Here is a 23,047-nt window from a genome sequence, read left to right as displayed (position 1 = left end):
GATGCACTGCAGTTACGCGTGATGCGGGAGGCCGAGGGCGCCGATGGCGGCGAGCCCGCCGGCCCAGCGCGGCAGCCTGCCGGCATTGTCCCCGGCGATGCCGCCAAGCGCGACCGCCGGCCGGCCCGCCCGCCGGGCGAGCGCCGCCCAGCGGCAGGGACCGAGGCCGGCGGCGCCGGGATGGCTCGCCGTCGGGAAGACGGGCGAGAGCAGCACCGCATCGGCGCCGAGGCGGCGCGCCCGGGCGAGGCCGGCGCGGCCATGCGCCGCGACGGTCAACAGCCGCCGGCGGCGGCGGCGGGCGAGCAGGAAGGGCAGCAGCCCGGTCGTGCCGCGCCGCTCCGGCAGGTGCAGCCCGGCGCCGAGCGCCAGCGCCGCGCGCCCCTCCGCCGCCACCAGCAGGTGCAGGCCTCGCCGCCGCGCGACCGCCGCGAGGCCGGCGGTCACGGCGGGGGCGAGGCCGCGGGCGATGACCGCCGCGCCGGGCGGCAGGCCAGCGGCAGCCGCGCGCGGGTCCGGCAGCCGCACCGGGTCGCCGAGCAGCCAGAGGCGCGGCAGCCGCGCCCCGCCGCGCGGCGGATGCAGCCGCCGCGCGGCGGCCAGCAGCCCCCGCCGCTTCCAGCCCCCGACGCCAGGGGCTAGCCTCGGCACCGCATGAGCCTTTCCGATGACATCGCCCATAACCTCGCCCGCATCGCGGCGAGGATCGCCGAGGCCACCGCCCGCGCCAACCGGCCGGACGGCGCGGTCAGCCTCGTCGCCGTTTCCAAGACCCATCCAGCCGCGGCGGTCGAGGCCGCGCTCGCCGCCGGCCAGCGCGTCTTCGGCGAGAACCGGGTGCAGGAGGCGCAGGGGAAATTCCCCCCGCTGCGCCCGGCCTGGCCCGGGCTGCGGCTGCACGTCATCGGCGCCCTGCAGACCAACAAGGCGCGGGACGCCGTCCGCCTGGCCGATGTGATCGAGAGCCTCGACCGGCCGCGCCTGGCGGCGGCGCTGGCCGAGGCCATGGCGAAGGAAGGGCGGCGGCCCGACTGCCTTATTCAGGTGAATGTCGGGGAGGAGCCGCAGAAGGCCGGCATCCCGCCCGGCGCGTGCGACGCCTTCCTGCGCGAGTGCCGCGAGGAGCACGGGCTGCCGGTGCGCGGCCTGATGTGCATCCCGCCGGCCGAGGGCGATCCGCGCCGGCATTTCGACTGGCTGGCCGAGCGCGCGGCGCGGCACGGGCTGCCCGTGGTCTCGATGGGCATGAGCGCCGATTTCGAGCAGGCGATCGCCTGCGGCGCCACCCATGTGCGCGTCGGCTCGGCCATCTTCGGGGCGCGGGGCTGAGCCGCCGCCCCGCCGCGGGGCGCGCCTCGGGCCCTTGGGATTCAGGCCCTGGGATTCTCCGGCGCCAGGGCGGCGCGGAACATCAGCAGCATGCCGCAGCCGAGAATGGCGATGACCGCCGGCTCGTCGAGGCCGAGGCTGCCGAGGCCGAGGCCGACCAGGAAGAGTATCGGTGCAACGATGAAGGCATGCGTGAGCGCAGCCTGCAGCAGGGCCTGCATGGTTCAGCCTCCTCCCTTGTCCGGGTCTTGCCCGTTTCTGTCTTCTGAATGAACGGACCGTAATCCATCCGGGCGCAAAATGCCCTGCGCCGAGGCGCCCTGTCCAGCCAATTGCGCCGAGTCGCAGCCCGTGCGGGGGCTGCACCGCCGCAGCCTCCTACCGACGGCATGTCGTATCAGCCCGGCCGCACCTCGATCGCCGTCAGCCCCGCCGCCAGCGCCGCCCGCAGGTCGCGCTCGGCCAGGGCGACGCAGCCTTCGGTCGGTGCCAGGTCGGGCCGGGCCAGGTGCAGGAAGATGGCGCTGCCGCGGCCGCGCACGACCGGGGCATCGTTCCAGCCCAACACCCCGATCAGGTCGTAGAGCGCATCCTCCCGCCACAGCGCCTCGTGCCGCGCCGGGTGCGGCAGCCGGACCCGCTGGTTGTAGGCGGCATCGCCGGGGTCGTCGCACCAGCCATCCTGGGACGAGAGCGGCTCCACCGGCACGCGGCAGGCGGGCGGCGCCACCCGGTCGGCCCGGTAGAGCAGGCGGCGGAGCGGCAGCAGCCCGACCGGCGTGGCGCCGTCCCCCTCCCGCTTGTCGACGCGGATGCCGCCGCGTCCGAGGGCGCAGCGCCAGGCCAGCCGGCCGAGTCGCAGCACGCCCTCCGGCCCCAGCATGGCGAGGCCGGGATCAGGCGCGGCCATGGTGGCGAGCAGGCTCATGCGGGGCGGGATGCAGGGTCATGGGGGTGGCTCAGGCAAGCAGGTGGCCGAAGCGGCGGGCCTTGGTGGCGAGGTAGTCGTCGTTCACGCCGTTGGGCGGATAGGCATGCGCCACCCGCCCCTCCACCGCGATGCCGCAGGCGGTCAGCGCCGCCAGCTTCTGCGGGTTGTTGGTCAGCAGCCGCACCCGCTCGATCCCGAGCTGCTGCAGCATGGTGGCGGCGACGAGGAAGCTGCGTTCGTCGGCGCCCCAGCCGAGGGCGCGGTTGGCGTCCAGCGTGTCCAGCCCGGAATCCTGCAGCGCATAGGCGCGGAGCTTGTTGACCAGCCCGATGCCGCGCCCTTCCTGCGCCAGATAGAGCAACACGCCCGCCCCCTCGGCCGCCATGCGCCGGATCGCGCCCTGCAATTGCGGCCCGCAATCGCAGCGGAGCGAGCCGAGCAGGTCGCCGGTGAAGCATTCCGAATGCATCCGCACCAGGGGCGCGGCGCCGGTGGCCGCTTCCGGCTGGCCGATCAGGATCGCCAGGTGCTCGATCCCGCCATCGGCGGCGCGGAAGGCGACGATGCGGGCATCGGCGGCCGCTTCGAGCGGCACCACGGCCTCGGCCACCTTGCGCAGCGTGGTGGCGGCGCTGGCGGGATAGGCCAGCACTGCGGTGGCCTCGACCTCGAGCAGATGGTGTCGCGGCGGCTCGGCGGCCGGGGCGAGGGGCAGGGCGACCAGGGCGGGCAGCAGGCGGCCGAGCTTGGCCAGGGCGATCGCTGCGGCGGCGAGGGGCGGCGGCGGCAGGCGCTCGGGGCGAGGGCCGTCCGGCAGGAGCCGTTCGGCCGTGGGATCGGCGAGGCTGCGCAGGGCCTCGGGCGCGAGCAGCCTCGCCGGCAGGCGGAGGGCGACCGCCTCCTCGGGGGCGGCCGCCTGGGGCCGGGGGGAAGGCTGGGCCACCGCCGCGGCCCGGGCGGGGGCGAGCAGCAGCACCGGCGGCGCGCCGGAGAGGGCGGCGAGCTCGGCCAGGCCGGTCGCGCCGACGGTCTCGGCCGCGGCGACGGCCAGCCAATCCGCCGGCGCGTCCGGGGCGCCCCGCAGCAGGACCGGCGTGCCGCGGCGCAGCTCGGCGGCGGCGCGATGGACGGCACGCAGGGCGAGGGCCTCGGCATCCGGCAGCACCGGGCGGTCATTCATGCTATGATGCGAGGCCACTGGGATTGTCATGGTCAAGACTGTAGGTCCAACCTCGGTGCATAACGCAGGGGGAATGTGGCGACGAAACGATGGCTGACAGTGGGAGAGGCGAAATAATCCGCTTGCCGCCCGGCTTGCGCGGGGCGGGAGGGCGCTCCCATCTAAACTTGACAACGGCGCCATAGCTTCGCCATCGAGCTGGAGGAAGAGAGCGTCGTATCGAAACGCTGAACGAACTGGGAGAAGGTATGGCCGGTCCACGCCCCGTGCTGATTGTGGATGACGACGCGGCGCTGCGGGCGACGCTGGCCGAGCAGCTCTCCCTGGAGGGGGAGTTCGCGCCGGAAGAGGCTGGCACGGCCTCGGAGGCCGAACAGATCCTCACCGGCTCGAGCAGCCGCTTCGACGCCGTGCTGCTCGATATTGGCCTGCCGGACGGGGATGGCCGGGAGCTTTGCATCCGCCTGCGGCGGCAGGGGCTGAAGATCCCGATCATCATGTTGACCGGCGCGGATGCCGAGCAGGATGTGGTGCGCGGGCTCGATGCCGGGGCCAACGACTACATCGCCAAGCCCTTCCGGCTGAACGAGCTGCTGGCCCGGCTGCGGGCGCAGTTGCGCGTCTTCGACAATTCGGAGGACGCGACCTTCATCATCGGCCCCTATTCCTTCCGGCCCTCGGCGAAGCTGCTGATGGAGGCGGCGCGCAACCGCAAGATCCGGCTGACGGAGAAGGAGAGCGCGATCCTCAAATACCTCTACCGCGCCGGCGGCCGGCCGGTCGGGCGGCAGGTGCTGCTGAACGAGGTATGGGGCTACAACAGCGCCGTCACCACCCATACGCTCGAGACGCATATCTACCGGCTGCGCCAGAAGATCGAGCCGGACCCGAGCAATGCGCAACTGCTGCTGACCGAGGGCGGCGGCTACCGGCTCGACCCGGCGGCGGGCCAGGCCGCGGCCTGAGCGCCCACCGGGCCCGATCCGGGCAGGGTGCCGGATAGGACCGGCATCCAGGGGGTGAGGGCCGTGCCGGCCTTCCATGCCCTAGACCATTGGTTTCAGAGCCTCTTCACCCGATCAGGTGCGTGCACCTGATCGGGATCTGCTCTAGCCGGTGTGCCCCCATGCAGGGCGCCGCCCGCCGGCATGGGTGATCCTGCCGCTGATTTAAGCAGCTATTGCCTGATTCCCGCGCAGATGCGCCCGTATCTGAGGATTGTGGCAATTGTGCCACGGCCTGTGGCGGAAACTTTTTCGCGCACGCTCCGGCGGATATCTACTATAAGTTGCGAATGATCCATAGGCCCACCGCTCTATAGGAGCTTGTTCAGGGCGTGAGCATGAATATCTTCTCCTTGCCGAACCACCATCGCCGCGGCGGCACCACCGCCCAGGATGTACGGATCGCCGCCCGCTTTGTCTTCGCCCGGCCGGGCTGGAGCGCGACCGAGCGGCAGGATGTGTTGAACGACCCCTATCTCGAAATCACCGTCAGCCGTGCCCCAGGCCGCAAGATGCTGGCCTGGAGCCTGGTGCGCCGCGACTCCGGCCTCCTCGTCCAGTTTGTCGAGGAGGCCCGGCCGATGGGCCCCTATGCCAGCATGAACGAGGCGCTGCTGGCGGTCTGGGAGGATGCCGAGCAACGCTCCTCCCAGCTCGAGGCGCGGCCCTGCCTGCTGCTCTTCGGACTAGACCCGACCTCGGCGGCCGAGATCCAGGATCTGGCCACCATCACGGGCTTCGACCCGTTGCTCGCCCCCTCGGCCGATCCGGAGACGGTGCTGACGCCGGGACTCGACCTGGCGGGCGTCGTCATCGACCTGCAACTGCCCGAGTTCGGCGGCGATGGCCGCGCGGTCATCAAGCGGATCCGCCAGAGTTGGGCGCGGGTGCCCGTATTGGCCCTGACGGTCCATCCGCACCATGCGCCGGAGGCCGATCTGCACGGCCTCGGCGGTCCCACCCAGCGGGAGAGGCGGCCCTGCAACCAGGATCGCGTGCTGCAATGGCTGCACGGGGTCTACGACCTGCATGGCGGCGAGCGGGTGGGCGGCACGGGCAGGGATTAGGGTGGCCGCCCGGGCTGGGCGAGCCCGCTACTCCAGCCGGCAGGCCTCGTCGAAGCCGAGGCGGGGGGCGCGGGGCGGCAGGGCGGATGGCTCGCCATGGCCGAGATTGACCAGGAAGTTGGATTTCCAGCTCTCGCCCGGGAAGAAGGTGGCATCGACGAGGGCATTGTCGAAGCCGCTCATCGGCCCGGCATCCAGCCCCACGGCGCGGGCCGCGAGGATGAGATAGGCGCCCTGCAAGGTGCCGTTGCGAAAGCTCGTCTCGCTCGCCAGCCGGTCGTTGCCGGCGAACCAGCCGGCGGCATCGACGCCCGGCAGCAGCCGCGGCAGGGCCTCGAAGAAGCGCTCGTCATGGGCAACGATGCAGGTGACCGGCGCGCGCATCGTCGTCTCGACATTGCCCGCGGACAGGGCGGGCCGCAGCTTCTCCTTGCCCTCATGGGTGCGGAGGAAGACGAAGCGGGCGGGGCAGGTATTGGCGCTGGTCGGGCCCCATTTCAGCAGGTCGTAGAGTTCCTGCAGCTGGGTGTCGGGGACGGGCCGGTCGGTCCAGACGTGATGCGTCCGCGCGGCGCGGAAAAGCAGCTCGCGCCCGGCCTCGTCGAGCGTCGTGGAATCAGGGATCATGCGCCTCTCCTGGCGATTGGCGGGGCGGGCCATGGCGTCGGCCCGTGATCCGCCGGCGATCGGCTCCATCGCCCTGCAGCAGCCGGGAGTCCAGGGCTGCCGCCCGTCGCTCAGGACCTCGGGAGAGAGTCCGCCCACCCGGCCAAGGCTGGGAGGGCGGGGTGCGGCCTCAGCGCCAGAGCAGGCGCTTGGCCGCCGTCAGGGCGCTGAAGGGGATGGCCATGAAGGCCAGCGTCCGCGCCACGCCGAGATAGGCATGCGGATCGATCCAGGAGAAGTCGCGCAGCTGGATCTGGAGCCGCGAGACCAGGGTCCGCTTGCGCTTGGAAGCAGTGATGCCCTGGTTGCTGACGATGTAGGTGGTCAGCACCTCCGGCAGGTTGGCGAGCTTGTAGCGCCGCCCGACGCGCACGAAGAGGTCGTAATCCTCGGCCGCCTTGTAGCGGTCGGAATAGAGGCCGACCTCGCGCAGCGCCGCCGCCCGCAGCATGATGGCGGGGTGCAGGAGCGCCGGCACGTAGCGCTGCTTGCGCAGGATGGCGGCGTGTTCGGTTGGGAAGCGCAGGGTGTAGAGATACTCGCCCGCATCGTCGACGCATTGCACCCAGCTGCCGAGGATGCCGATCTCGGGATGCGCGTCGAGATAGGCCGCCTGCGCGCCGAAGCGGCCCTGGATGGGCGTGTCGCCGGCATCGAGGCGGGCGATGTAGTCATAGCCGCGCTCGAGGATCGCCTCGAGCCCGGCATTCAGCGCGTGCTCGATGCCCCGGTTCGGGGTGAGCCGGAGGAGGGTGACGGCATGGCCGCCGCACCGCTCCGGCGCCCGGATCGGCGTGCGGCTGCCGTCATCCACCACGACGATGTCGAAGGGATGCGGATCGGCCGCCAGCACCTCGAGGCTGCGGTCGAGCCCCGCCTGGTCGTTGTAGACCGGCATGAGGACGCAGACCCCGGGGACCGCGGGCGTCTGCGCGCCCCTCTGGTCCCCGGCCGCGGAGGGGATGGTCTGCGTGCTCACGCGCGCTCGGTCTCCGCCGCGGAGCTGTGGTCGAGCGGGATCGCCCGCGGCGGGTAGCGATAGGCCGAGGCATCGGCGCTCGCCGCGCCGCGAAGCAGCGGACGGTTCAGCCCGGTCGTATCGGTCATCTCGGCCTGGTTGACGATGAGGCCGGAGACCCGGATGCCGCGCGCCCGCAGATCGGCGACGCCGGCGCGGACCGTGCTGAGCGGCGTCGAGCGCCACTTGGTCACCATCAGGCACTCATCGGCGTTGTAGCCGACGAAGAGGCTGTCCGAGGCGACCGAGAGCGGCGGCGTGTCGAGGATGACGTAGTCGAAATTCGCCGCCAGCGAGTTGATCAGGGCCCGGAACTTCGGCGAGGAGAGGATGACGTGCGGGTGCGCCACGGCGGCGCTGAACCGCACCATGTTCGGGTGCTCCGCCCCCGCCCAGTACATCCGCACCTCGAGGTCGCTGTCCTCCTCCGGCAGGTCGCGCCACTCGGTGAGATGGCTCGACTGCTGCGGCAGGGCCGCCGGCTGCGGCTTGCGCAGGTCGCAGTCGACGACGACGGCGGTCTGCTTGGTCAGGGTCAGCGCGGCGGCGAGCGCCATGCAGAAGGAGCTCTTGCCCTCGCCCGGCTGCGAGGAAGTGACCATGATCACCCGCCGGCTCATGCCCTCGAGCCGCACCTGCAGCGAGGCGCGGGCCCAGTGCAGCGCCTCGGCATAAGGAGAGTAGGGATTCTCCGAGACGAAGCGCGAGATCGAGCCGCGGTGATGCGGGATCTTCGGCAGGTAGGTGACGTCGAGCGCATCGCTCAGCGCCTGCTGGCCGAGGATCACCGGATCGTTCTGCCGCTGCCGGCGGCCGCGATAGACCGCGATGGACGAGCCGATCAGCAACCCGCCGAGCCCGCCGAGGCCGGTCAGGGTCGAGGCGGTGGCGCCATTCGGCTTCAGCGGCACGGTGGCGGCCGAGAGCAGCCGGGTGCTGAGCTCGGGCAGGTCGCGCCGGCCGTTCAGCTCGCGCTGGCGCAGCAGGAAGTGGTCATAGACCTGGGCCAGCGCCGTGGCCTGCCGCTCCGCCTGGCGCAGCGCGGCATGCGCATCGGCATTGGCGGCGATCGCCTTCTCCTGCTGGCGCAGGGTCTCGACGATGTTGACCTCCTGCCGCCGGGCCGCGTTCACCTCGGTCTGCAGGCTGCGGGTGACGCGCGAGACCTCCTCCGCGATCAGGCGGCGGGTCTGCGACAGCTCCTGCCGGACCGAGCGCACATTCGGGTGCGACGGGCCGAGGGTGGAGGAGAGCTGTGCCTCCTGCCGGTCGAGCTCGGCTTCCTGCTTGCGGAGCTGCTGGATGGTCGGCGAGCTCAGCACCTCGGTGGCGGCGGCGCCGCCGGCCGAGCCGGAGCCCTTGGAGGCGGCGTCGAGCCGCGCCTCGGCATTGGTGAGCTTCATGCGGACCGTGAGCAGCCCGGTCATGAGCTCCGTCGCCTGCTGCTGCGTCAGCGCGCCCGAGCGCAGCTCCTGCAGCCGCACCTGCTCGCGCATCTGCTGCGTGTTGCGCTCGGCCGCGCGCAGCTCCTCGGAGAGAGAGGCGAGCTTGGCCTCGAGCGTCGCCGCGGTCTCCTCGTTGTTCTGGCTCGTCAGCTCGGTGCGGTAGGCGAGGTACTGGTTCACCACGGCATTCGCCATCGCCGCCGCGACCTGCGGGTCGGAGGCGGTGTAGGCGACGCGCACGGTGTAGGACCGGCCGGTGTTGTCCACCTGCAGCTTCTTCGCGACATAGGCCGCGAGGCGGCGGCGCTCCTGCACCTCGGCCGGCTCGTTCGAGGCCGGCTCGGCCGGCGGGGTGAAGAAGTCGCAGACCGTCTGCGCGGGCTGCTGCAGCACCGCCGGGAGATGCCCGACCAGGCCGGCGGCGCCGGGCGCGCAGGGCGACCAGGACGGCTTGCCGTTGCTGTCGCCGAGCGCCTCGCGCGTCAGGGTCGCCTGGATCGCGGGCGGCAGCGAGCGCAGGGCACGGTCGATGATCAGCGGCGAGCTGACCGTCTCGACCGTCGTCCGGGTGATGGCCGGGTCGGGCGGCATCTGCACGCCGTCCGGCGCCAGCTCCGACACCGTGCGGGTGCGCACGCTGGGCGGCTCGGCGACCATGGTCGCCTCGGCGAAGTAGGATGGCGTCAGGACGCGCGAGAAGGCCAGGCCGCCGAGCGCGCCAATCCCGCACATCGCCAGAAGCAGCAGCTTCCGCTGACGGAGAGACTTGGTCAGATCGGAAAGACTAAAGGCTTCGCGATTCGTGAAGCGATCAAAGTTGGCATCGGCTGCGAAGAACATCGCCTCTGGGCCCTCAATACGCGCCACGGCGACGTACCACGACCGCGCCGGTACATGCCAGGATCGCAAGATCTTTTCGCAAGGATGGGAACTGCACATAAGCAACATCGAGGGCGATGCGCTGCGCGAAGCTGGTGTCGCTCCGCCCGCTCACCTGCCACGCCCCCGTGAGGCCCGGCCGGACCGACATGTAGTCCTCGGCGGCACCGGCCGGCACGTAGTACTGGTCGAGCTCCTCGCGCAGGACGGGACGCGGTCCGACCAGGCTCATCTCGCCGCGCACCACGTTGATGAGCTGCGGCAGCTCATCGAGGCTGGTGGCGCGCAGGATGCGACCGATGCGCGTCACCCGCGGATCGGCCCGCAGCTTCCGCCGCTCGTTCCATTCGGCCCGCGCCTCCGGATCCCGCTCGAGCAGTTCCCGCAGGGCCTCCGCGGCATCCACGCGCATGCTCCTGAACTTCAGGCAGCCGAATTCGCGGCCGCCGCGGCCGACCCGCCGGTGGCTGAAGAATACCGGACCGCCGTCCGCCGCCACGCAGACGGCGAGCAACAGGAGAGCGGGCGCCAGAACCAACAGCAGTCCGGCGGCACCCACCATGTCCATTCCGCGCTTCACGGTCGGGCGCATGGCCTTCCGGAGTCTGTAGTGCCACCGGAAATCTTGTTCTTGCGCCGTGTCGGAGGAGAAAGATGAATCGTGCGTCCAAGAGACTTGCGTCATTTCTTCCTCAGATCGGCAGGTTTGCTGCGACGCCATATAGCACCGTATGGCCCCTCGATCAGCAACACACGAAATCCCCAGCCCAATAACAACCTGCTCATATACCACCTAAAAGTTGAGTGACAGGGCCGTTCTATCATTCCTCGGTGATCAGAACGATCCACCGCGCAATCCGTCTCGACATCATACTGTTCGTCGTGATCCGCCGCCAAACCACTGAAAAAGCCAAGTTCCCACTCAATCAAAAGGTAGGTTGTTGCCGCTATGATCTCACGATTACCGGCGGTGTGCGCTGCGAAATTCTCACCGGCTTGTCAATCCGTCCAGGGAGGGTCGCATGTCATGTCTCACCGGGTGAATGGGCATGCCGACAGGCCGGCCGGCGGCCCTGGCCGTCACACGACCGTGGAGTCATAACCACGGGTGACGGCCGCACAGGTTACGTAATCTTTTCACCAGCACTATCCCGGCCCTGATAGAGTGTTTTCCGGGCCGCAGACGATCATCCAGTGGTGCCCGGCCCCGCCCCGCGCCGCCTGCCACGAGAAGGACCTCATGACGCAACTTGCAGGTCTGGCTGAGACCATCGCCAGCAAGCTGACCGGCCCCAACGCCCTCGCCTTCGCGGCGGTGCTGGTGACCAGTCTGATCGCCTCGGTCGCGATGTATCTCTGGTCGCACCCAGGGCCGCGCGACCTGCGGACCTGGCTGCGCTACGCCTTCCCGCGCGAGATCCTGACGCATCCTTCGGCCCGGGCGGATCTCTTTTTCTGGGTGACCCGCAAGCTGGTCATGCGGGTCATGTTCATCCCCGCCTCCGCCAGCGTCATCTTCGTGGTCGGCTATGCAACCTCCGCGCTGCTGACCCAGGTGCTGGGCGTCAACCAGACGGCGGCGCCGGCAGGCCCTTGGACCATCATCTTCTTCACGCTCACCGGCCTGCTCGCCTACGACCTGTCCTATTACCTCTATCACCTCGCCCAGCACAAAATTCCCATCCTGTGGGAACTGCACAAGGTGCATCACTCGGCCGAGGTCATGGTCGGCATCACCAAGGACCGGATCCATCCGGTCGACGAGCTGATGAACCGCGTCTGGGACGGGCTCTTCGTCGGTGTCGTCTACGGCATCTGGTACTACTTCGCAGTCGACCTCGTCGAGGCGACCATCCTCGGCGTCAGCGTCTACGTGGTCCGGAACATCCTGATGATGGATTTCATCCGGCACACGCATCTGCGCGTCTCCTTCGGGCCCCTCAACGGCGTGATCCTGTGCCCGCACTGGCACCAGCTGCACCACAGCGTCGACCCGAAGCATTACGACCGCAATTTCGGCCTGCTGCTGTCGGTCTGGGACCGCATGTTCGGGACCGCCTGCGTGCCGGAGCCGGGGGAGCGCTTCGAATTCGGGATCGGCCCGCGCGAGGGCCGCGAGTACCAGTCGCTCTACGGCCTCTACATCCTGCCGCTGCGGCGCATGGGGGAGACCGCGCTCTCCTGGTTCCGGCCGGCGGCGCCGGCCCGCCAGGACGGGCTGTCGCTCGAGATCGTCCATGACGCGGCGCGCCTCGAGGAGGTGCGGGAGGCCTGGGAGGCGCTCGAGGCCCGCGCCCATGCCGGCGTCTTCCAGTCGCATCGCTGGATCACGGCCTGGTGGCAGGGCGGCGGCGAGGTGCAGAAATTCCACCTCCACATCGCCCTTGCCTGGCGGGGCCAGGACCTGGTCGGCGTGCTGCCGCTCGTGGTGCAGCGCCGGCGCGGCCTGCGGATGCTGGGCTGGGCCGCCAATGACTGCACGGATTATTGCGATGCCCTGCTGGCGCCCGGCCTGGCCGCCCCGGCGGTGCTCGCGGCGCTCTGGCAGGAGGTCGAGCGCGAGGGCGGCTTCGACATCGCCAGCATCAACCACCTGCGCGCGGATGCCGCGGCCCGGGCGCTGCCGGAGCTCAGCCGGCGCGTGCGGCTGCTGCCGGACCGGCGCACCGTGCTGGCCACGGGCGTGCGCCTGGATGCCTGGCGGGATGCCGCGGCCTTCTTCCAGGATCTGGGCAAGAAGGGCCGGAACAACGACCTGCGCGGCCGCCGCATCCTCGCCCAGACCGGGCCGGTGCGCTTCCGCGTGGTCGAGGACGCGGCGGAGGCGGAGCGGCTCATCGAGCAGATGCGGCTGCTCAAGACCGACTGGCTGAAGCGCGAGAACCTCACCTCGCCGCTGCTGCAGGACGACGGCACGCTGCTGCGGGCGCTGATCGAGGCGCTGGCCGCGAAGGGCTGCCTCCGCCTGATGGTGCTCGAGGCCGGGGACAGGCTGACGGCCGGCCTCATCAGCATGGTCGAGGGGCGGCGCCTGAGCGGCTTCCTCTCCGCCTTCGATCCCGAGTTCTATCGCGCCTCGCCCGGCACGCTGATCCTCGTGGACTATATCCGCTGGGGGATCGAGAACGGCTTCACCGAGGTCGATTTCCTGCGCGGCGACGAGAGCTACAAGGGGCGGCTCGCCAACCGGCAGGAGGTGCTCGCCTCCTGCATCGGCGCCGGCACGCTGCTCGGGCGGCTGGCGATCGCCTATGACCGGGCCGGCAGCGACTGGCGCCGGTTCCGGGACTGGCTGCGGGCGAAGCGCCGGCAGGCGCCGCAGCCCAGCGGCGAGGCCGGCCTGGAGACGAGCATGGCGCTCGGCGTCGGCGCTCCGGGCGCCCCCATGTCGGAAGGGACGCACGCGACGCCCTGACGCGACGGGCCGCTGGTGGGCAACCATCAGCGGCCTCCCCGCCCCTGCCTGCTCGCAGAGGCCCCCTGCTCGCAGAGGCTCGGAAAGCGCCGCGGCCGAAGGTTCAGCCGAGACCCGGCAGCGCGGTGGCGATGCGCCGTTCCGCCCAGACCCAGGCCAGCAGCCCCGGCAGGAAGATGACGAGATCGCGCAGCCGGCGCGCGATGGCGAGCGCCGCGGCCATCTCCGCCGGCAGGCCGAGCAGCAGGCCGAGGCCGAGGAAGCCCGCCTCCTGCAGCCCGAGCGCCCCCGGCACCAGGAAGGCCGCCGAGGAGACGGCCTGGATCAGCGCCTCGATCGCCAGCGCCTCGGCCAGGTCGACGGGATGGCCGAGGAAGTACAGCGCCAGCCAGATCTCGAGCGCCCCGGCCGCCCAGCCGGCAAGCTGCCAGAGGAAACAGCCGAGGATGGCGCCGCGCACCTGCCAGAGCCGGCGCGTCATGCGGTCGATCCGGGCCGAATGCGATTCCAGGGCCGGGAAGCGTCCTGCCGCCACCCCGTTCAGCAGCCGCGCCAGGCGCGAGAGGATGTCGGCCCGCTGTGCCAGGATGAAGCCCGCGGCGAGCGCCAGGCCGCACAGCATGGCCAGCGCGATCCCGCCCCAGCCGATGCCGGCCCCGGCCCAGGCCAGCAGCGCCAGGCCGAGCAGCGCGAAGACGAGCTGGCTGAGGATGGAAATCGCCATGTCCACCATCAGGCTGGCGGCGGCCGGAGCGACGGCGACGCCCTCGCCGCGCAGCAGGCGGTAGGAGGCGATCTCGCCGCCGACCCGCGCCACCGGCAGCAGCCCGTTCACCGATTCCCGGATCCAGACATTCGCCGTCATGGCCGCGAGGGAAGGCCGGCGCCGATGCGGCAGCAGCAGCCGCCAGGCATGGCCGTTCAGCGCCATCGAGGGGATGTGCGCCAGCGCCGCCAGTACCAGGCCGAAGCCGGCGCTGGCCAGCAGCGCGCCGATCTCGGTGAAGTCCTGCTGCGCCAGCAGCAGCAGCGCCAGGACGAGGCCGCCGAGCGCGAGCAGCAGGCCGAGGCGGCTCATGCGGCGAGCATCGCGGTGTAGCCGCCGGTCGGCAGGGGCGCGGCGGCGGCGCGGACGCGCGGATCGGTCAGGGCGGCCAGCTCCTCGGCATAGCGGTAGCCCGGCGCCGCGCCGGGGAAGCCGCCCGCGGTCGCCGGGTGCAGGTAGATCTCGGTCACGCCCGCCGGCAGCCGGGGCAGGGTGGCGGCCAGCCGCTCGGCGGTGAAGGCGCCGGTCCAGCGCAGCCCGACCACGCGGTCCGGCGCCCGCAGCCCATGCCGCGCGGCGAGCCGGCGCAGCCAAAGCAGCATCGGCAGCAGCGCCCGCCCGGCGCCGGGGACGAGGGTGGGCGGCTCCCAGGGGATGCGCACGGCGCGGATGCCCTGCCGCGCCGCCTCGGCGAAGGCGATGCCGGCGATCACCGGGTGCAGGTGGTAGTGCTTGTGGGCATTCAGGTGGTCACAGGCGAGGCCGGTGGCGCGGAAGGCGGCGAATTGCGCGGCGATCTCGGCCCGAAGCTGCGCCCGTGCCGCGCCGGAGACGGCGAGCGCGAGGCCGAGCCCGGCCATGTCGTCGCGGAAGCGGCCATCGGGCCGGACCAGCGCTGGGATGCGCTCCGGCGGCAGGGTCGGGGTGCCGTCGGTGAGCGTCAGGTGCAGCCCGACCGCGAGGCCCGGGTTGCGCCGGGCCAGCGCCACGCCCGCGGCGGCGACCGGCTCGCCGACCATCAGGCTCGCCGATGTCAGCACGCCCTCGCGGTGCGCCTGCTCGATGGCGTCGTTCACCTCGGGCGCGAGGCCGAGATCGTCGGCATTGAGGATGACGCGCGCGGTCATGGCGCGGCAGGCCGCGCCGGCGGCCGGGAGCGGCAGGCGCTCACGCCAGCCCTGTCGGCAGGCCGTCCAGGCTGCGGGCGTTCTTCTCCGCGCGATAGGCGGCGAGCCCCTGCTCCCCCTTGCGCCGCGCCCAGTCCTCGAGGGTGCGGCGCTCGCCGACATGCTCGAAGAGCGGCACGCCATAGCCGCAGGAGGTCTGCACGAGGTCGACCGCCAGCCGCACGATCTGCCGTGCCCCCGGCACCTCCTCGCTGCCAAAGGCCTCGGCGAGGAGCGCCGCATAGGCCGCGCTGCCCCGCTTCAGGCTCTCGCCGCGGCCATAGAGGCGGAGGATCATGGGCGGCCCGGCGAAGGCGCAGAACATCAGGGTGAGGCGGCCATCAGCGGCCAGATGCGCCGCGGTCTCGGCGCCGCTGCCGGTGCGGTCGAGCCAGCAGACGGCATCGGGGCCGAGCACGCGCAGCGCCGCCGCCTCGCGCGGCGAGAGGTTCACCCGCGCGCCCGGCGCCGCGCTGGCGGCGAAGAAGATGTGCTGCCGGGCGATGAAGGCGCGGTGCGCCTCCTCGATGCGGGGAAAGCGGCGGGCCATGGGCGGCGGCTCAGGCCGCCTTCTGCGTCAGCTTCCCCTGGGCGCTCGCCTTCGCCCGCTCGCGCAGGAAGCCGAAGAACTCCACGCCCTCGCGCAGCCGGCGCACCAGCATCTGCCGGTCGCGGATCATCTCGCCGCAGATGGAGGCGATCTTCGGCGCGCGGAAATAGAAGCGGCGATAGAAGGTCTCGACGCTGTCGAAGATCTCCTGATGCGACAGATGCGGATAGGCGAGCGGCGCGATCTGCACGCCATGCGCATCCACGTATTCCGTGTTCGCCGTGTCCAGCCAGCCCTCCCGCGCCGCCTGGTCGAACAGGTGGGTGCCGGGATAGGGCGCGGCGAGGGAGACCTGCAGCGTGTGCGGGTTGGTCTCGATGGCGAAGCGGATCGTCTCCTCGATCGTCTCCTTCGTCTCACCGGGCAGGCCGAGGATGAAGGTGCCGTGGATGGCGATGCCGAGCTCGGCGCAGTCCTTGCTGAACTTCTTGGCGACCTCGATCCGCATGCCCTTCTTGATGTTGTGCAGGATCTGCTGGTTGCCGCTCTCGTAGCCGACGAGCAGCAGGCGCAGCCCGCCATCCTTCAGCACCTTCAGCGTCTCGCGCGGCACGTTGGCCTTAGCGTTGCAGGACCAGGTGACGCCGAGCTTGCCCATCTCGCGCGCGATGGCCTCGGCGCGCGGCAGGTTGTCGGTGAAGGTGTCGTCGTCGAAGAAGATCTCCTTCAGGCCGGGGAAATTGGCCTTGATGTAGCGGATCTCCTCGATGACGTTCTCGACCGAGCGGGTGCGGTAGCGATGCCCGCCGACCGTCTGCGGCCAGAGGCAGAAGGTGCAGCGGCTCTTGCAGCCCCGGCCGGTGTAGATCGAGACATAGGGGTGCTTCAGGTAGCCGATGAAGTAGTTCTCGTAGGTGAGGTCGCGCCGGTAGACGGGCGAGACGAAGGGCAGGCTGTCCATGTCCTCGAGGATCGGCCGGTCCGGGTTGTGGACCACCACCCCTTCGGCGTTGCGGTAGCTGAGGCCCTGGATCGAGGCCCAGCTCCGGTCGTCCGCCACGTCCTTGATGGTGAAGTCGAACTCGTTGCGGGCGACGAAGTCGATCACCGGCGCGTCGCGCAGGCTCTCGGCGGCCTGCACGGCGACCTTGGCGCCGATCATGCCGACCTTCAGCGACGGGTTCACCGCCTTCAGCGCCTCGGCCACCTTCACGTCCGAGGCGAAGGAGGGGGTGGAGGTGTGCAGCACCACGAGGTCGTGCTGCTTCGCCAGCGGCAGCACATCCGCCATGGTCTGGCGGTGCGGCGGCGCATCCACCAGCTTCGAGCCCTCGACCAGCGCCGCGGGCTGCGCCAGCCAGGTCGGGAACCAGAAGCTCTTGATCTCCCGCCGGGCCTGGTAGCGCGAGCCGGCGCCGCCATCGAAGCCGTCGAAGGAAGGCGCCTGGAGGAAGAGGGTCCGCATCGTCACTGGCTGTCGCCCTTCATCATGCCTCGACCACGGGCCGGCCTGTCATCCTGCCGCGTCATTGTCCCGTCGGGGCGCATCCGGTATCGCCGGCCCTGCCACGTCACCGTGCCGCGGGCCAGCCCCAAGGCCCATATAGCGAAAGAGAGGCCGTCGCGCAGGGGCAGCAATGCCAGCCGTGCCGGACTGAGGCGGCGGTGCAACGCCCGGTCCACCCGAAGCGCCAGCGCCAGCCGCGCCCCCAGCGCCAGCGCCAGCGCCGCCCAGCCCAGGGGCGAAAGGGCGGCCGGCAGCAGCAGCACCGCCAGCGCCCCCCAGGCGAGCGGGAAGGTCACCCCCATGCCGGTATAGCCGCCCGGGTCGAGCAGCCGCAGCGTCCGCGCCCAGCGCAGCTCGTGCCGCGCCAGCGCCCCGGGACCGGGCTCGGCCATGACATGCCCCGGCAGCACCGGCGCCACCACCACCCGCAGGCCGAGCCGGCGCACCGCCACGCCCAGAGCATGGTCGTCGGCCAGCAGGTCGGCCAGCACCGCGAAGCCGCCCAATCGCCGCAGCGTCTCCGCCCGCAGTGCCATGGTGGCGCCGTAGCAGCCATTGGCCCGGCCCATCGCCTCGCCGAGCGCGGCATTGGGCAGGAATTGCCAGTCGATCCAGAGGGCGGCGAGGCGCGACCACAGCCCGGCATCCCCCGCCTCGCCGCGGTAGAGGCAGGTCACCAGCCCCACCGCGGGGTCGGCCAGCGGCGCGGTCACCGCGGTCAGCCAATGCGGCGGCACCGCCATGTCGGCATCGGCCACCACCAGCACCGGGTGCCGGGCCAGCCCCTCGAGGTTCACCAGCTGCGAGACCTTGCGGTTGGCGCCGTGCAGCCGCGGGTCGCGCAGCAGCCGCGCCGGCACCGCCGGATGGGCGGCCATCGCCGCCTCCGCCAGCCCGGCCGCCGGGTCCGCCGGGTCGCGCACGGCGAAGAGCACCTCGAAGGGCGCGGCGTGCCGCTGCGCCAGGGTGGAGGCCAGCGCCGCCTCCAGGCCCGGGGCGGTGCCGTGCAGCGGCTTCAGGATGCTGGCAGCGAGGGCCGGGCCGGCATCCGGCGGGGTCGCGGCCAGCCGTCCAAGGGCGCGCCCGGCCAGCAGCGCCGTCGCGCCGCCGGCGAGCGCGGCCAGCGCGGCGAGCAGGCCCGGCGCCGCAAGCAGCAGTTCAGCCATGATATTTCAGCACCACCCCGCATCGCTGCCCGGCCCCGGCCTGCGTTAGCCTGCCGCCCCCGCCTCTGGTAACCCTGCCGCATGACGCCGCCGCCCGCCGCACTCCTCAGCCTCGCCCTCCTGCTCGCCGGCTGCGCGCAGCAGGCCGGGCCGCGACACCAGGCCGACCGGCCGCAGCAGGTGGCGCAGGCGAGCGAGACGCCGCCGGTGATCGTGACCGACCGGCCCATCGACCCGGCCGACCCCTTCGAGGCGACGAACCGCCGGATCCTCGCCTTCAACTTCACCATGGACGACGCGCTGTTCAAGCCGATCGCCGAGGGCTACCGGGCGGTGCTCGGCCCCTGGCCGCGGGCCCGCATCCACAACGTGCTCGAGAACATCAACGAGCCGGTGGTCACCGCCAACCGGCTGTTGCAGGGCAAGCCGATCGAGGCCGGCACCTCCTTCATGCGCTTCGTCATCAACACGACGCTCGGCCTCGGCGGGCTCTTCGACCTCGCGCCCATCGGCGGGCCGCCGAAGCAGCTGGCGGATTTCGGCCAGACCCTGGCGAATTGGGGACTGCCGGACGGCCCCTACCTCATGGTGCCGATGATCGGACCCTCCACGCCGCGCGACTTCGCCGGCATGGTCGCCGACGGCTTCATCAACCCGCTGAGCTACACCATGCCGGTCGGGGCCAATCTCGGCCGCACGGGGATGGAGGGGCTGGACCAGCGCGAGCGCAGCATCGAGGCGCTCGACGAGCTGCGCTCCGGCTCGCTCGATGTCTATGCCCGGCTGCGCAGCCTCTGGCGGCAGAACCGCGATGCCGAGCTCGGCCGCGAGAGCGAGCCCGACCTGCTGGAGGATCCGGGCGCCCCCGCGCCGGGCCCGATCCGCCGCCCGAGCGTCACGCGGCCGGGCGTCACGCCCCAGCCGCGCCAAGGCCTCGCGCCGCAGGCGAAGCGCGCGCCGGCACGGCCCGTGGCGAAGCAGGTGGCGAAAGCGGCAAAGCCGCGGCAGGGCCGGGGCGTCGCCCTGCACAAGGCGGCGAAGCCGACGCGGATGGCCGCGGGACAAGCCCGGCCGGGCGCCTGAGGCCGGGCCAGGGCGCCACCCGCCACCCGGCCGGCCTCGCCCGGGGCCGGTCCGCCGAACCCTGGCTATATGCCGGCGATCAGTGCGCCGGGGCGTCTTGCCGCTGCGACTGCGGATTCGCCGGCTGCTGCGGCGCGGCGTCCTGCTTCTCCGCCTTGTGGCGTTCATGCAGGCCGAGCGCACAGCCCGCCGCGGCGCCGGCGACGCCATGGCCGCTGCCGACCATATGGCCGGCGACGGCGCCCGCAGCGCCGTATTTGAGACAGCCGCCCTGCTTCGCCAGGGCCGGCGAGACGCCCAGGGCCAGGGCGAGGAGGGTGGCGGCGAGGATGCTGCGCAAGGGCCTGTCTCCGAAGCTGCCGCGGAGCAACGCTGCCGCGCGGCCCCGGTTCGGCCCTCTCCGGGGCCCGTATTCCGACGCCCGGGCGGGGCCGGATCGCCGGCCCCGCCCATCGCGCCGCCCAGGCGAGACTGCCCCTTCCGCCGCGGCGCGGGACCGTCCCACGACCGCGGCGGTCAGGCCATCAGGCGTAGCGGCGGACCGCCGCCGCATTGCGGGTGCCGACCCGGGCGCCCAGCACCGCGGCGACGGCGCCGAGCAGCATGGCCGCGAAGATCCAGTAGGCGGCGACCGCGCCGGCCGTGGCGGCCGCATCCGCCGCCTCGCGGGCGCGGGTCTCGGCCTCCTGCAGGGCCTGGTTGGCCTGGGTCTCCACCTGCTGCAGGCGGCGCGAGGCCTCCTCGGGCGGGATGTTGTACTCGGTGGCCACCAGCCGGCTGAGGCGGTCGCGGTCGCCCTGGTCGAGATTGCCGTTGCTCACCCGGCGGGTCAGCAGCTGCGCGATCTCGGCGTTGCGCTGGTCGCTGGTCATCTGCGCCGGATCGCCGCCGGTGCGCAGCGCGTTCTGGGCGCGGTCGACGAGCTGCTTCGGATCCACCCGCTGCGCCGCCTGGCTGATCGGGCCGGCCGCCGAGGAGGCGGCATTGCCGGCGCCCTGCATCAGGCCGCCCAGCGCGGAGGAGGCGCCCTGGACCGTGGTGCTCGCCGCGCCGGCGATGACGTTGCCGAGCAGGACCGCCGAGAGCAGGAAGCCGATCGCCCAGACCGAGAGGCCGTGCAGCACGCTGTCCGTCACATCCGCCGAGCCCGAGAGCCGTGCCGCGACATAGCCGCCGGTGGCGAGGCCGATGAGGTTGGCGACCAGCAGCCAGATGCCCGCGCCGATGCCGAAGCTGGAGGCGCCCGGCGTGCTGCCAGCGCTGGCATCCACGGCGCTCGCGCCGATGGCGACGCCGAGGATGTTCAGCATCGTCGCAACGGCGACGGCGACCACGCCGCCGGCGAAGACCGCGCCCCAGGAGATGCGGCTCGGCAGGGGCGGGGTGCCGTCCGGCACGCCAGTGCCGTAGCCGGCGGTGGTAGTTGCTGGGCTGGGCATGCTGGCGACCTCCGGTTGTGATGCCGGCGGAGAACGCAGGTGCCACGCCGGGGTTTGCTGCCGCCGCCCTTGAGTCTTTGCCATGGCCTGCACGCCACGCTGTGGCCGGACTGCACCGGTGGGGCGATTTCGGCCTTGCCCCTGCCGCTGGCCCGGTCCAAACCCCGGCTGAGCCCGCCCCGCTGCTGATCCGGAACATGCGATGCAGGTCTATCTGCCGATCGCCGAGATGTCGGTGGATGCCTTCCTTCTCATGGCCATCGGCTTCGGCGTCGGCTGGCTTTCCGGGCTGTTCGGCGTCGGCGGCGGCTTCCTGCTGACGCCGCTGCTGCTGCTCATCGGCGTGCCCTCGCCGGTCGCCGTCGCCTCCGGCGCCAACCAGACGATCGGCGCCTCGGTCTCCGGCCTCATCGCGCAATGGCGGCGCGGCAATGTCGATGCCAAGATGGGCGGGGTGCTGCTGGCCGGCGGCTTCACCGGCTCGGTGCTGGGTGTCCAGCTCTTCGCCCTGCTGCGCCGCATCGGCCAGGTCGATCTCGCCGTCTCCGTGTTCTATGTGGTGGTGCTGGGCACGGTCGGCGGCCTGATGGTGATGGAGAGCGTGCGGGCGATCCGCCGCCGCCGCAGCGCCACGCGGCGCAAGCTGCACGCCCATACCTGGATGCACGGGCTGCCGCTGAAGACCCGCTTCCGCAAGTCGCGGCTCTACATCTCCGTCATCCCGCCCTTCCTGATCGGCGCCGGCATCGGCCTGCTCTCGGCGGTGATGGGGGTGGGCGGCGGCTTCATGCTGGTGCCGGCGATGATCTACCTGCTCGGCATGCCGACCTCGGTCGTAATCGGCACCTCGCTCTTCCAGGTGGTCTTCGTCGCCGCCAACGTGACCCTGCTGGCGGCGGTGCAACTCGGCACGGTGGATGTGCTGCTGACCCTGCTGCTGCTGGTCGGCGGCGTGGCCGGGGCGCAGTTCGGCGCCTCCATGGGCACGCGGCTGCGGGGCGAGGAGACGCGGGCGCTGCTCGGCCTGCTCGTCCTCGGCGTGGCCATGAGCCTGCTCTGGGGGTTGCTGCGGCCGCCGCAGAACCTGTTCAGCGCGGGCCCGGCGCTGTGATCCGCCGCCTCCTGGCGGTGCTGCTGCCGCTTCTGCTCGGCGTCGCGGCCCGGGCGCAGGACCAGCCGCTGGTGGCGGCCCTCTCGCGCACCGATATCGAGGTGACCACCGGCTTCACCGGCGCCTCCCTCGTCGTCTTCGGCAGCACCGAGCAGCCCATCGGGCCCGGCGGCGACGAGGTGATCATCGTCGCGCGCGGCCCGACGCGGCCGGTGGTGGTGCGGCGGAAGGTCGCGGTCGCCGGCCTGGTCTGGGTCAACGGGCCCTCGGCCCGTTTCGCCGGCGTCCCCGGCTATTACGTGCTCGCCGGCACGCGGCCGGCCTGGCAGATCCTGCCGGAGGAGCAGCGGCAGCGGCACGCCCTCGGGCTGGATGCCCTGCCGCTCGCCAGCACCGGCGCCCGCTCCCCGGCCTTCCGCCGGGCGCTGCTGGAGCTCGAGCGCGATTCCGGCCTCTGGATCGAGGACAGCGCGCCGATCGAGATCGCCGGCAGCCGGCTCTTCTTCGTCCGGCTGCCGCTGCCGGCCGAGGTCCCGACCGGGGATTACCGGGTGGAGGTGCTGCTCGTCCGCTCCCGCCAGATCATCGCGCGGGAGGATCTGCTGTTCCGGGTCGACCGGGTCGGCACGGCGGACCGCATCGCGACCGTCGCGCAGGTCCAGCCCTTGCTCTACGGTCTCGCCTGCATCGCCGTCGCCGCCCTGGCCGGGTGGCTCGGCAGCGTGCTGTTCCGGAGGGGCTGATGGGCGAGACCGCAGCGGAGAAGGCGGCGACCGCCAAGCGGGACCGGGTGTTCCTGGTCGTCGTGGACGACAGCGAGGAACGGGAGGTGGCGCTCCGCTACGCCTGCCTGCGCGCCCGCAACGGCGGCGGGCGGGTGGCGCTGCTGCGGGTGCTGGAGCCGGTCGGCATGATCGAATGGGCCGGGGTCGGCGTGCTGATGGCCGAGGAGCGGCGGGAGGAGGCGGAGAAGCTGCTCTCCGGCCTCGGCGCCCAGGTGCAGGAGATCACCGGCGGCCTGCCCATCGTCCTGATCCGCGAGGGCGACCCGCGCGACGAGCTGATCGCCCTGCTGGAGGAGGACCCGCGCATCTCCATCCTGGTCCTGGCCTCGGCGCCGACCGGCAGCGGGCCGGGGCCGCTGATCTCGGCGCTCATTGGCCGCTATGCCAGCCGGGTGCGGGTGCCGCTGACCATCGTGCCCGGCGGGCTGGACGATAAGGAGCTCGAGCGCGTGACCTGAGGCCGGGCCGCAGCACCGCCGCGGGATCGCATGCGGGCAACGCACCCGTTGCATGCCCGCCGCCTTGCGCCCCGGGGGGAAC

23 protein-coding genes are annotated in these 23,047 nt (G+C 72.1%); 8 read left to right on the top strand and 15 right to left on the bottom strand.

Annotation, left to right across the window (positions count from 1 at the left end; translation table 11 throughout):
* Positions 1–12: 12 nt before the first annotated feature.
* The gene (locus tag DOO78_RS08685) at positions 13–651 is read right to left on the bottom strand and encodes a thiamine phosphate synthase (protein ID WP_243634463.1); all 639 of its coding nucleotides are present in this window, start codon (positions 649–651) and stop codon (positions 13–15) included.
* A 3-nt stretch (positions 652–654) separates the two neighbouring features.
* Between DOO78_RS08685 and DOO78_RS08680 the strand changes: the two genes are divergently transcribed.
* Positions 655–1,329, top strand: a complete 675-nt coding sequence (locus DOO78_RS08680; RefSeq protein WP_111469341.1) for a YggS family pyridoxal phosphate-dependent enzyme — start codon at positions 655–657, stop codon at positions 1,327–1,329.
* A 41-nt stretch (positions 1,330–1,370) separates the two neighbouring features.
* Here DOO78_RS08680 and DOO78_RS08675 read toward each other — a convergent pair whose 3' ends face one another.
* The 3 genes from DOO78_RS08675 to ribA form a co-directional block, all read right to left on the bottom strand.
* The gene (locus tag DOO78_RS08675) at positions 1,371–1,550 is read right to left on the bottom strand and encodes a hypothetical protein (protein WP_111469340.1); all 180 of its coding nucleotides are present in this window, start codon (positions 1,548–1,550) and stop codon (positions 1,371–1,373) included.
* Positions 1,551–1,726: 176 nt separating this feature from the next.
* Positions 1,727–2,212, bottom strand: a complete 486-nt coding sequence (locus DOO78_RS08670; protein ID WP_243634471.1) for a L,D-transpeptidase family protein — start codon at positions 2,210–2,212, stop codon at positions 1,727–1,729.
* Between the two features lie 76 nt (positions 2,213–2,288).
* Positions 2,289–3,440, bottom strand: coding sequence for a GTP cyclohydrolase II (gene ribA, locus DOO78_RS08665; protein ID WP_207802839.1), 1,152 nt, complete (start codon positions 3,438–3,440; stop codon positions 2,289–2,291).
* Between the two features lie 248 nt (positions 3,441–3,688).
* Here ribA and DOO78_RS08660 point away from each other — a divergent pair, with 248 nt between their 5' ends.
* Positions 3,689–4,405, top strand: coding sequence for a response regulator transcription factor (locus tag DOO78_RS08660; protein ID WP_111469338.1), 717 nt, complete (start codon positions 3,689–3,691; stop codon positions 4,403–4,405).
* Between the two features lie 371 nt (positions 4,406–4,776).
* On the top strand, positions 4,777–5,511 hold the full coding sequence (locus DOO78_RS08655; RefSeq protein ID WP_128080024.1) for a response regulator transcription factor: 735 nt from the start codon (positions 4,777–4,779) through the stop codon (positions 5,509–5,511).
* 27 nt (positions 5,512–5,538) lie between these two features.
* Here the strand turns inward: DOO78_RS08655 and DOO78_RS08650 are convergent, their stop codons facing one another.
* From DOO78_RS08650 to DOO78_RS08635, 4 genes are all read right to left on the bottom strand, one after another.
* The gene (locus DOO78_RS08650) at positions 5,539–6,138 is read right to left on the bottom strand and encodes a malonic semialdehyde reductase (protein WP_207802838.1); all 600 of its coding nucleotides are present in this window, start codon (positions 6,136–6,138) and stop codon (positions 5,539–5,541) included.
* Between the two features lie 169 nt (positions 6,139–6,307).
* Complete coding sequence (locus tag DOO78_RS08645) at positions 6,308–7,156, bottom strand: glycosyltransferase (RefSeq protein ID WP_111469336.1); 849 nt, start codon at positions 7,154–7,156, stop codon at positions 6,308–6,310.
* Positions 7,153–9,480 (bottom strand): GumC family protein, encoded by a 2,328-nt coding sequence (locus DOO78_RS08640; protein ID WP_165838796.1) that lies wholly within the window; start codon positions 9,478–9,480, stop codon positions 7,153–7,155. Before DOO78_RS08640 ends, DOO78_RS08645 begins: the two co-directional genes overlap by 4 nt.
* Before the next feature lie 13 nt (positions 9,481–9,493).
* Positions 9,494–10,111: a sugar transferase gene (locus DOO78_RS08635; protein ID WP_243634461.1), complete on the bottom strand. Its 618-nt coding sequence runs from the start codon at positions 10,109–10,111 to the stop codon at positions 9,494–9,496.
* Positions 10,112–10,759: 648 nt separating this feature from the next.
* Here DOO78_RS08635 and DOO78_RS08630 point away from each other — a divergent pair.
* Positions 10,760–12,934 carry a GNAT family N-acetyltransferase gene (locus DOO78_RS08630; protein ID WP_111469333.1) on the top strand — a complete coding sequence of 725 codons (2,175 nt, stop codon included), beginning with the start codon at positions 10,760–10,762 and terminating at the stop codon, positions 12,932–12,934.
* A 103-nt stretch (positions 12,935–13,037) separates the two neighbouring features.
* Here DOO78_RS08630 and DOO78_RS08625 read toward each other — a convergent pair whose 3' ends face one another.
* The 5 genes from DOO78_RS08625 to hpnI are packed head-to-tail and all read right to left on the bottom strand — an operon-like array spanning position 13,038 to position 18,089.
* Positions 13,038–14,012 (bottom strand): lysylphosphatidylglycerol synthase domain-containing protein, encoded by a 975-nt coding sequence (locus DOO78_RS08625; RefSeq protein ID WP_111469332.1) that lies wholly within the window; start codon positions 14,010–14,012, stop codon positions 13,038–13,040.
* On the bottom strand, positions 14,009–14,827 hold the full coding sequence (gene hpnK / locus DOO78_RS08620; protein ID WP_111469331.1) for a hopanoid biosynthesis-associated protein HpnK: 819 nt from the start codon (positions 14,825–14,827) through the stop codon (positions 14,009–14,011). The genes DOO78_RS08625 and hpnK overlap by 4 nt, the downstream gene beginning before the upstream one ends.
* Positions 14,828–14,867: 40 nt before the next feature.
* A complete protein-coding gene (locus DOO78_RS08615) occupies positions 14,868–15,416 on the bottom strand; it encodes a pyridoxamine 5'-phosphate oxidase family protein (protein WP_111469330.1) in 549 nt (182 codons plus the stop codon).
* 10 nt (positions 15,417–15,426) lie between these two features.
* A complete protein-coding gene (gene hpnJ, locus DOO78_RS08610; protein ID WP_111469329.1) occupies positions 15,427–16,881 on the bottom strand; it encodes a hopanoid biosynthesis associated radical SAM protein HpnJ in 1,455 nt (484 codons plus the stop codon).
* Between the two features lie 2 nt (positions 16,882–16,883).
* Positions 16,884–18,089: a bacteriohopanetetrol glucosamine biosynthesis glycosyltransferase HpnI gene (hpnI, locus tag DOO78_RS08605; protein WP_111469328.1), complete on the bottom strand. Its 1,206-nt coding sequence runs from the start codon at positions 18,087–18,089 to the stop codon at positions 16,884–16,886.
* Between the two features lie 81 nt (positions 18,090–18,170).
* Between hpnI and DOO78_RS08600 the strand changes: the two genes are divergently transcribed.
* A complete protein-coding gene (locus DOO78_RS08600; RefSeq protein ID WP_111469327.1) occupies positions 18,171–19,172 on the top strand; it encodes an MlaA family lipoprotein in 1,002 nt (333 codons plus the stop codon).
* 79 nt (positions 19,173–19,251) lie between these two features.
* Here the strand turns inward: DOO78_RS08600 and DOO78_RS08595 are convergent, their stop codons facing one another.
* Together DOO78_RS08595 and DOO78_RS08590 are read right to left on the bottom strand one after the other, a co-directional pair.
* Positions 19,252–19,512: a hypothetical protein gene (locus DOO78_RS08595; protein WP_111469326.1), complete on the bottom strand. Its 261-nt coding sequence runs from the start codon at positions 19,510–19,512 to the stop codon at positions 19,252–19,254.
* Positions 19,513–19,696: 184 nt separating this feature from the next.
* Complete coding sequence (locus DOO78_RS08590) at positions 19,697–20,611, bottom strand: hypothetical protein (protein ID WP_243634460.1); 915 nt, start codon at positions 20,609–20,611, stop codon at positions 19,697–19,699.
* Positions 20,612–20,813: 202 nt separating this feature from the next.
* Here DOO78_RS08590 and DOO78_RS08585 point away from each other — a divergent pair, with 202 nt between their 5' ends.
* From DOO78_RS08585 to DOO78_RS08575, 3 genes are read left to right on the top strand one after another with little or no spacing between them, the layout of a single operon-like run.
* Positions 20,814–21,722 carry a sulfite exporter TauE/SafE family protein gene (locus tag DOO78_RS08585; RefSeq protein WP_111469325.1) on the top strand — a complete coding sequence of 303 codons (909 nt, stop codon included), beginning with the start codon at positions 20,814–20,816 and terminating at the stop codon, positions 21,720–21,722.
* On the top strand, positions 21,719–22,465 hold the full coding sequence (locus DOO78_RS08580) for a TIGR02186 family protein (RefSeq protein ID WP_165838795.1): 747 nt from the start codon (positions 21,719–21,721) through the stop codon (positions 22,463–22,465). The genes DOO78_RS08585 and DOO78_RS08580 overlap by 4 nt, the downstream gene beginning before the upstream one ends.
* On the top strand, positions 22,465–22,965 hold the full coding sequence (locus DOO78_RS08575; RefSeq protein ID WP_111469324.1) for a universal stress protein: 501 nt from the start codon (positions 22,465–22,467) through the stop codon (positions 22,963–22,965). The genes DOO78_RS08580 and DOO78_RS08575 overlap by 1 nt, the downstream gene beginning before the upstream one ends.
* Positions 22,966–23,047: the final 82 nt, after the last annotated feature.

This window comes from Roseicella frigidaeris, assembly GCF_003258945.1.
Taxonomy (GTDB): domain Bacteria; phylum Pseudomonadota; class Alphaproteobacteria; order Acetobacterales; family Acetobacteraceae; genus Paracraurococcus; species Paracraurococcus frigidaeris.
Note: the sequence above shows the minus strand (reverse complement) of the source record. Positions and strands in the feature narration are given on the sequence as shown.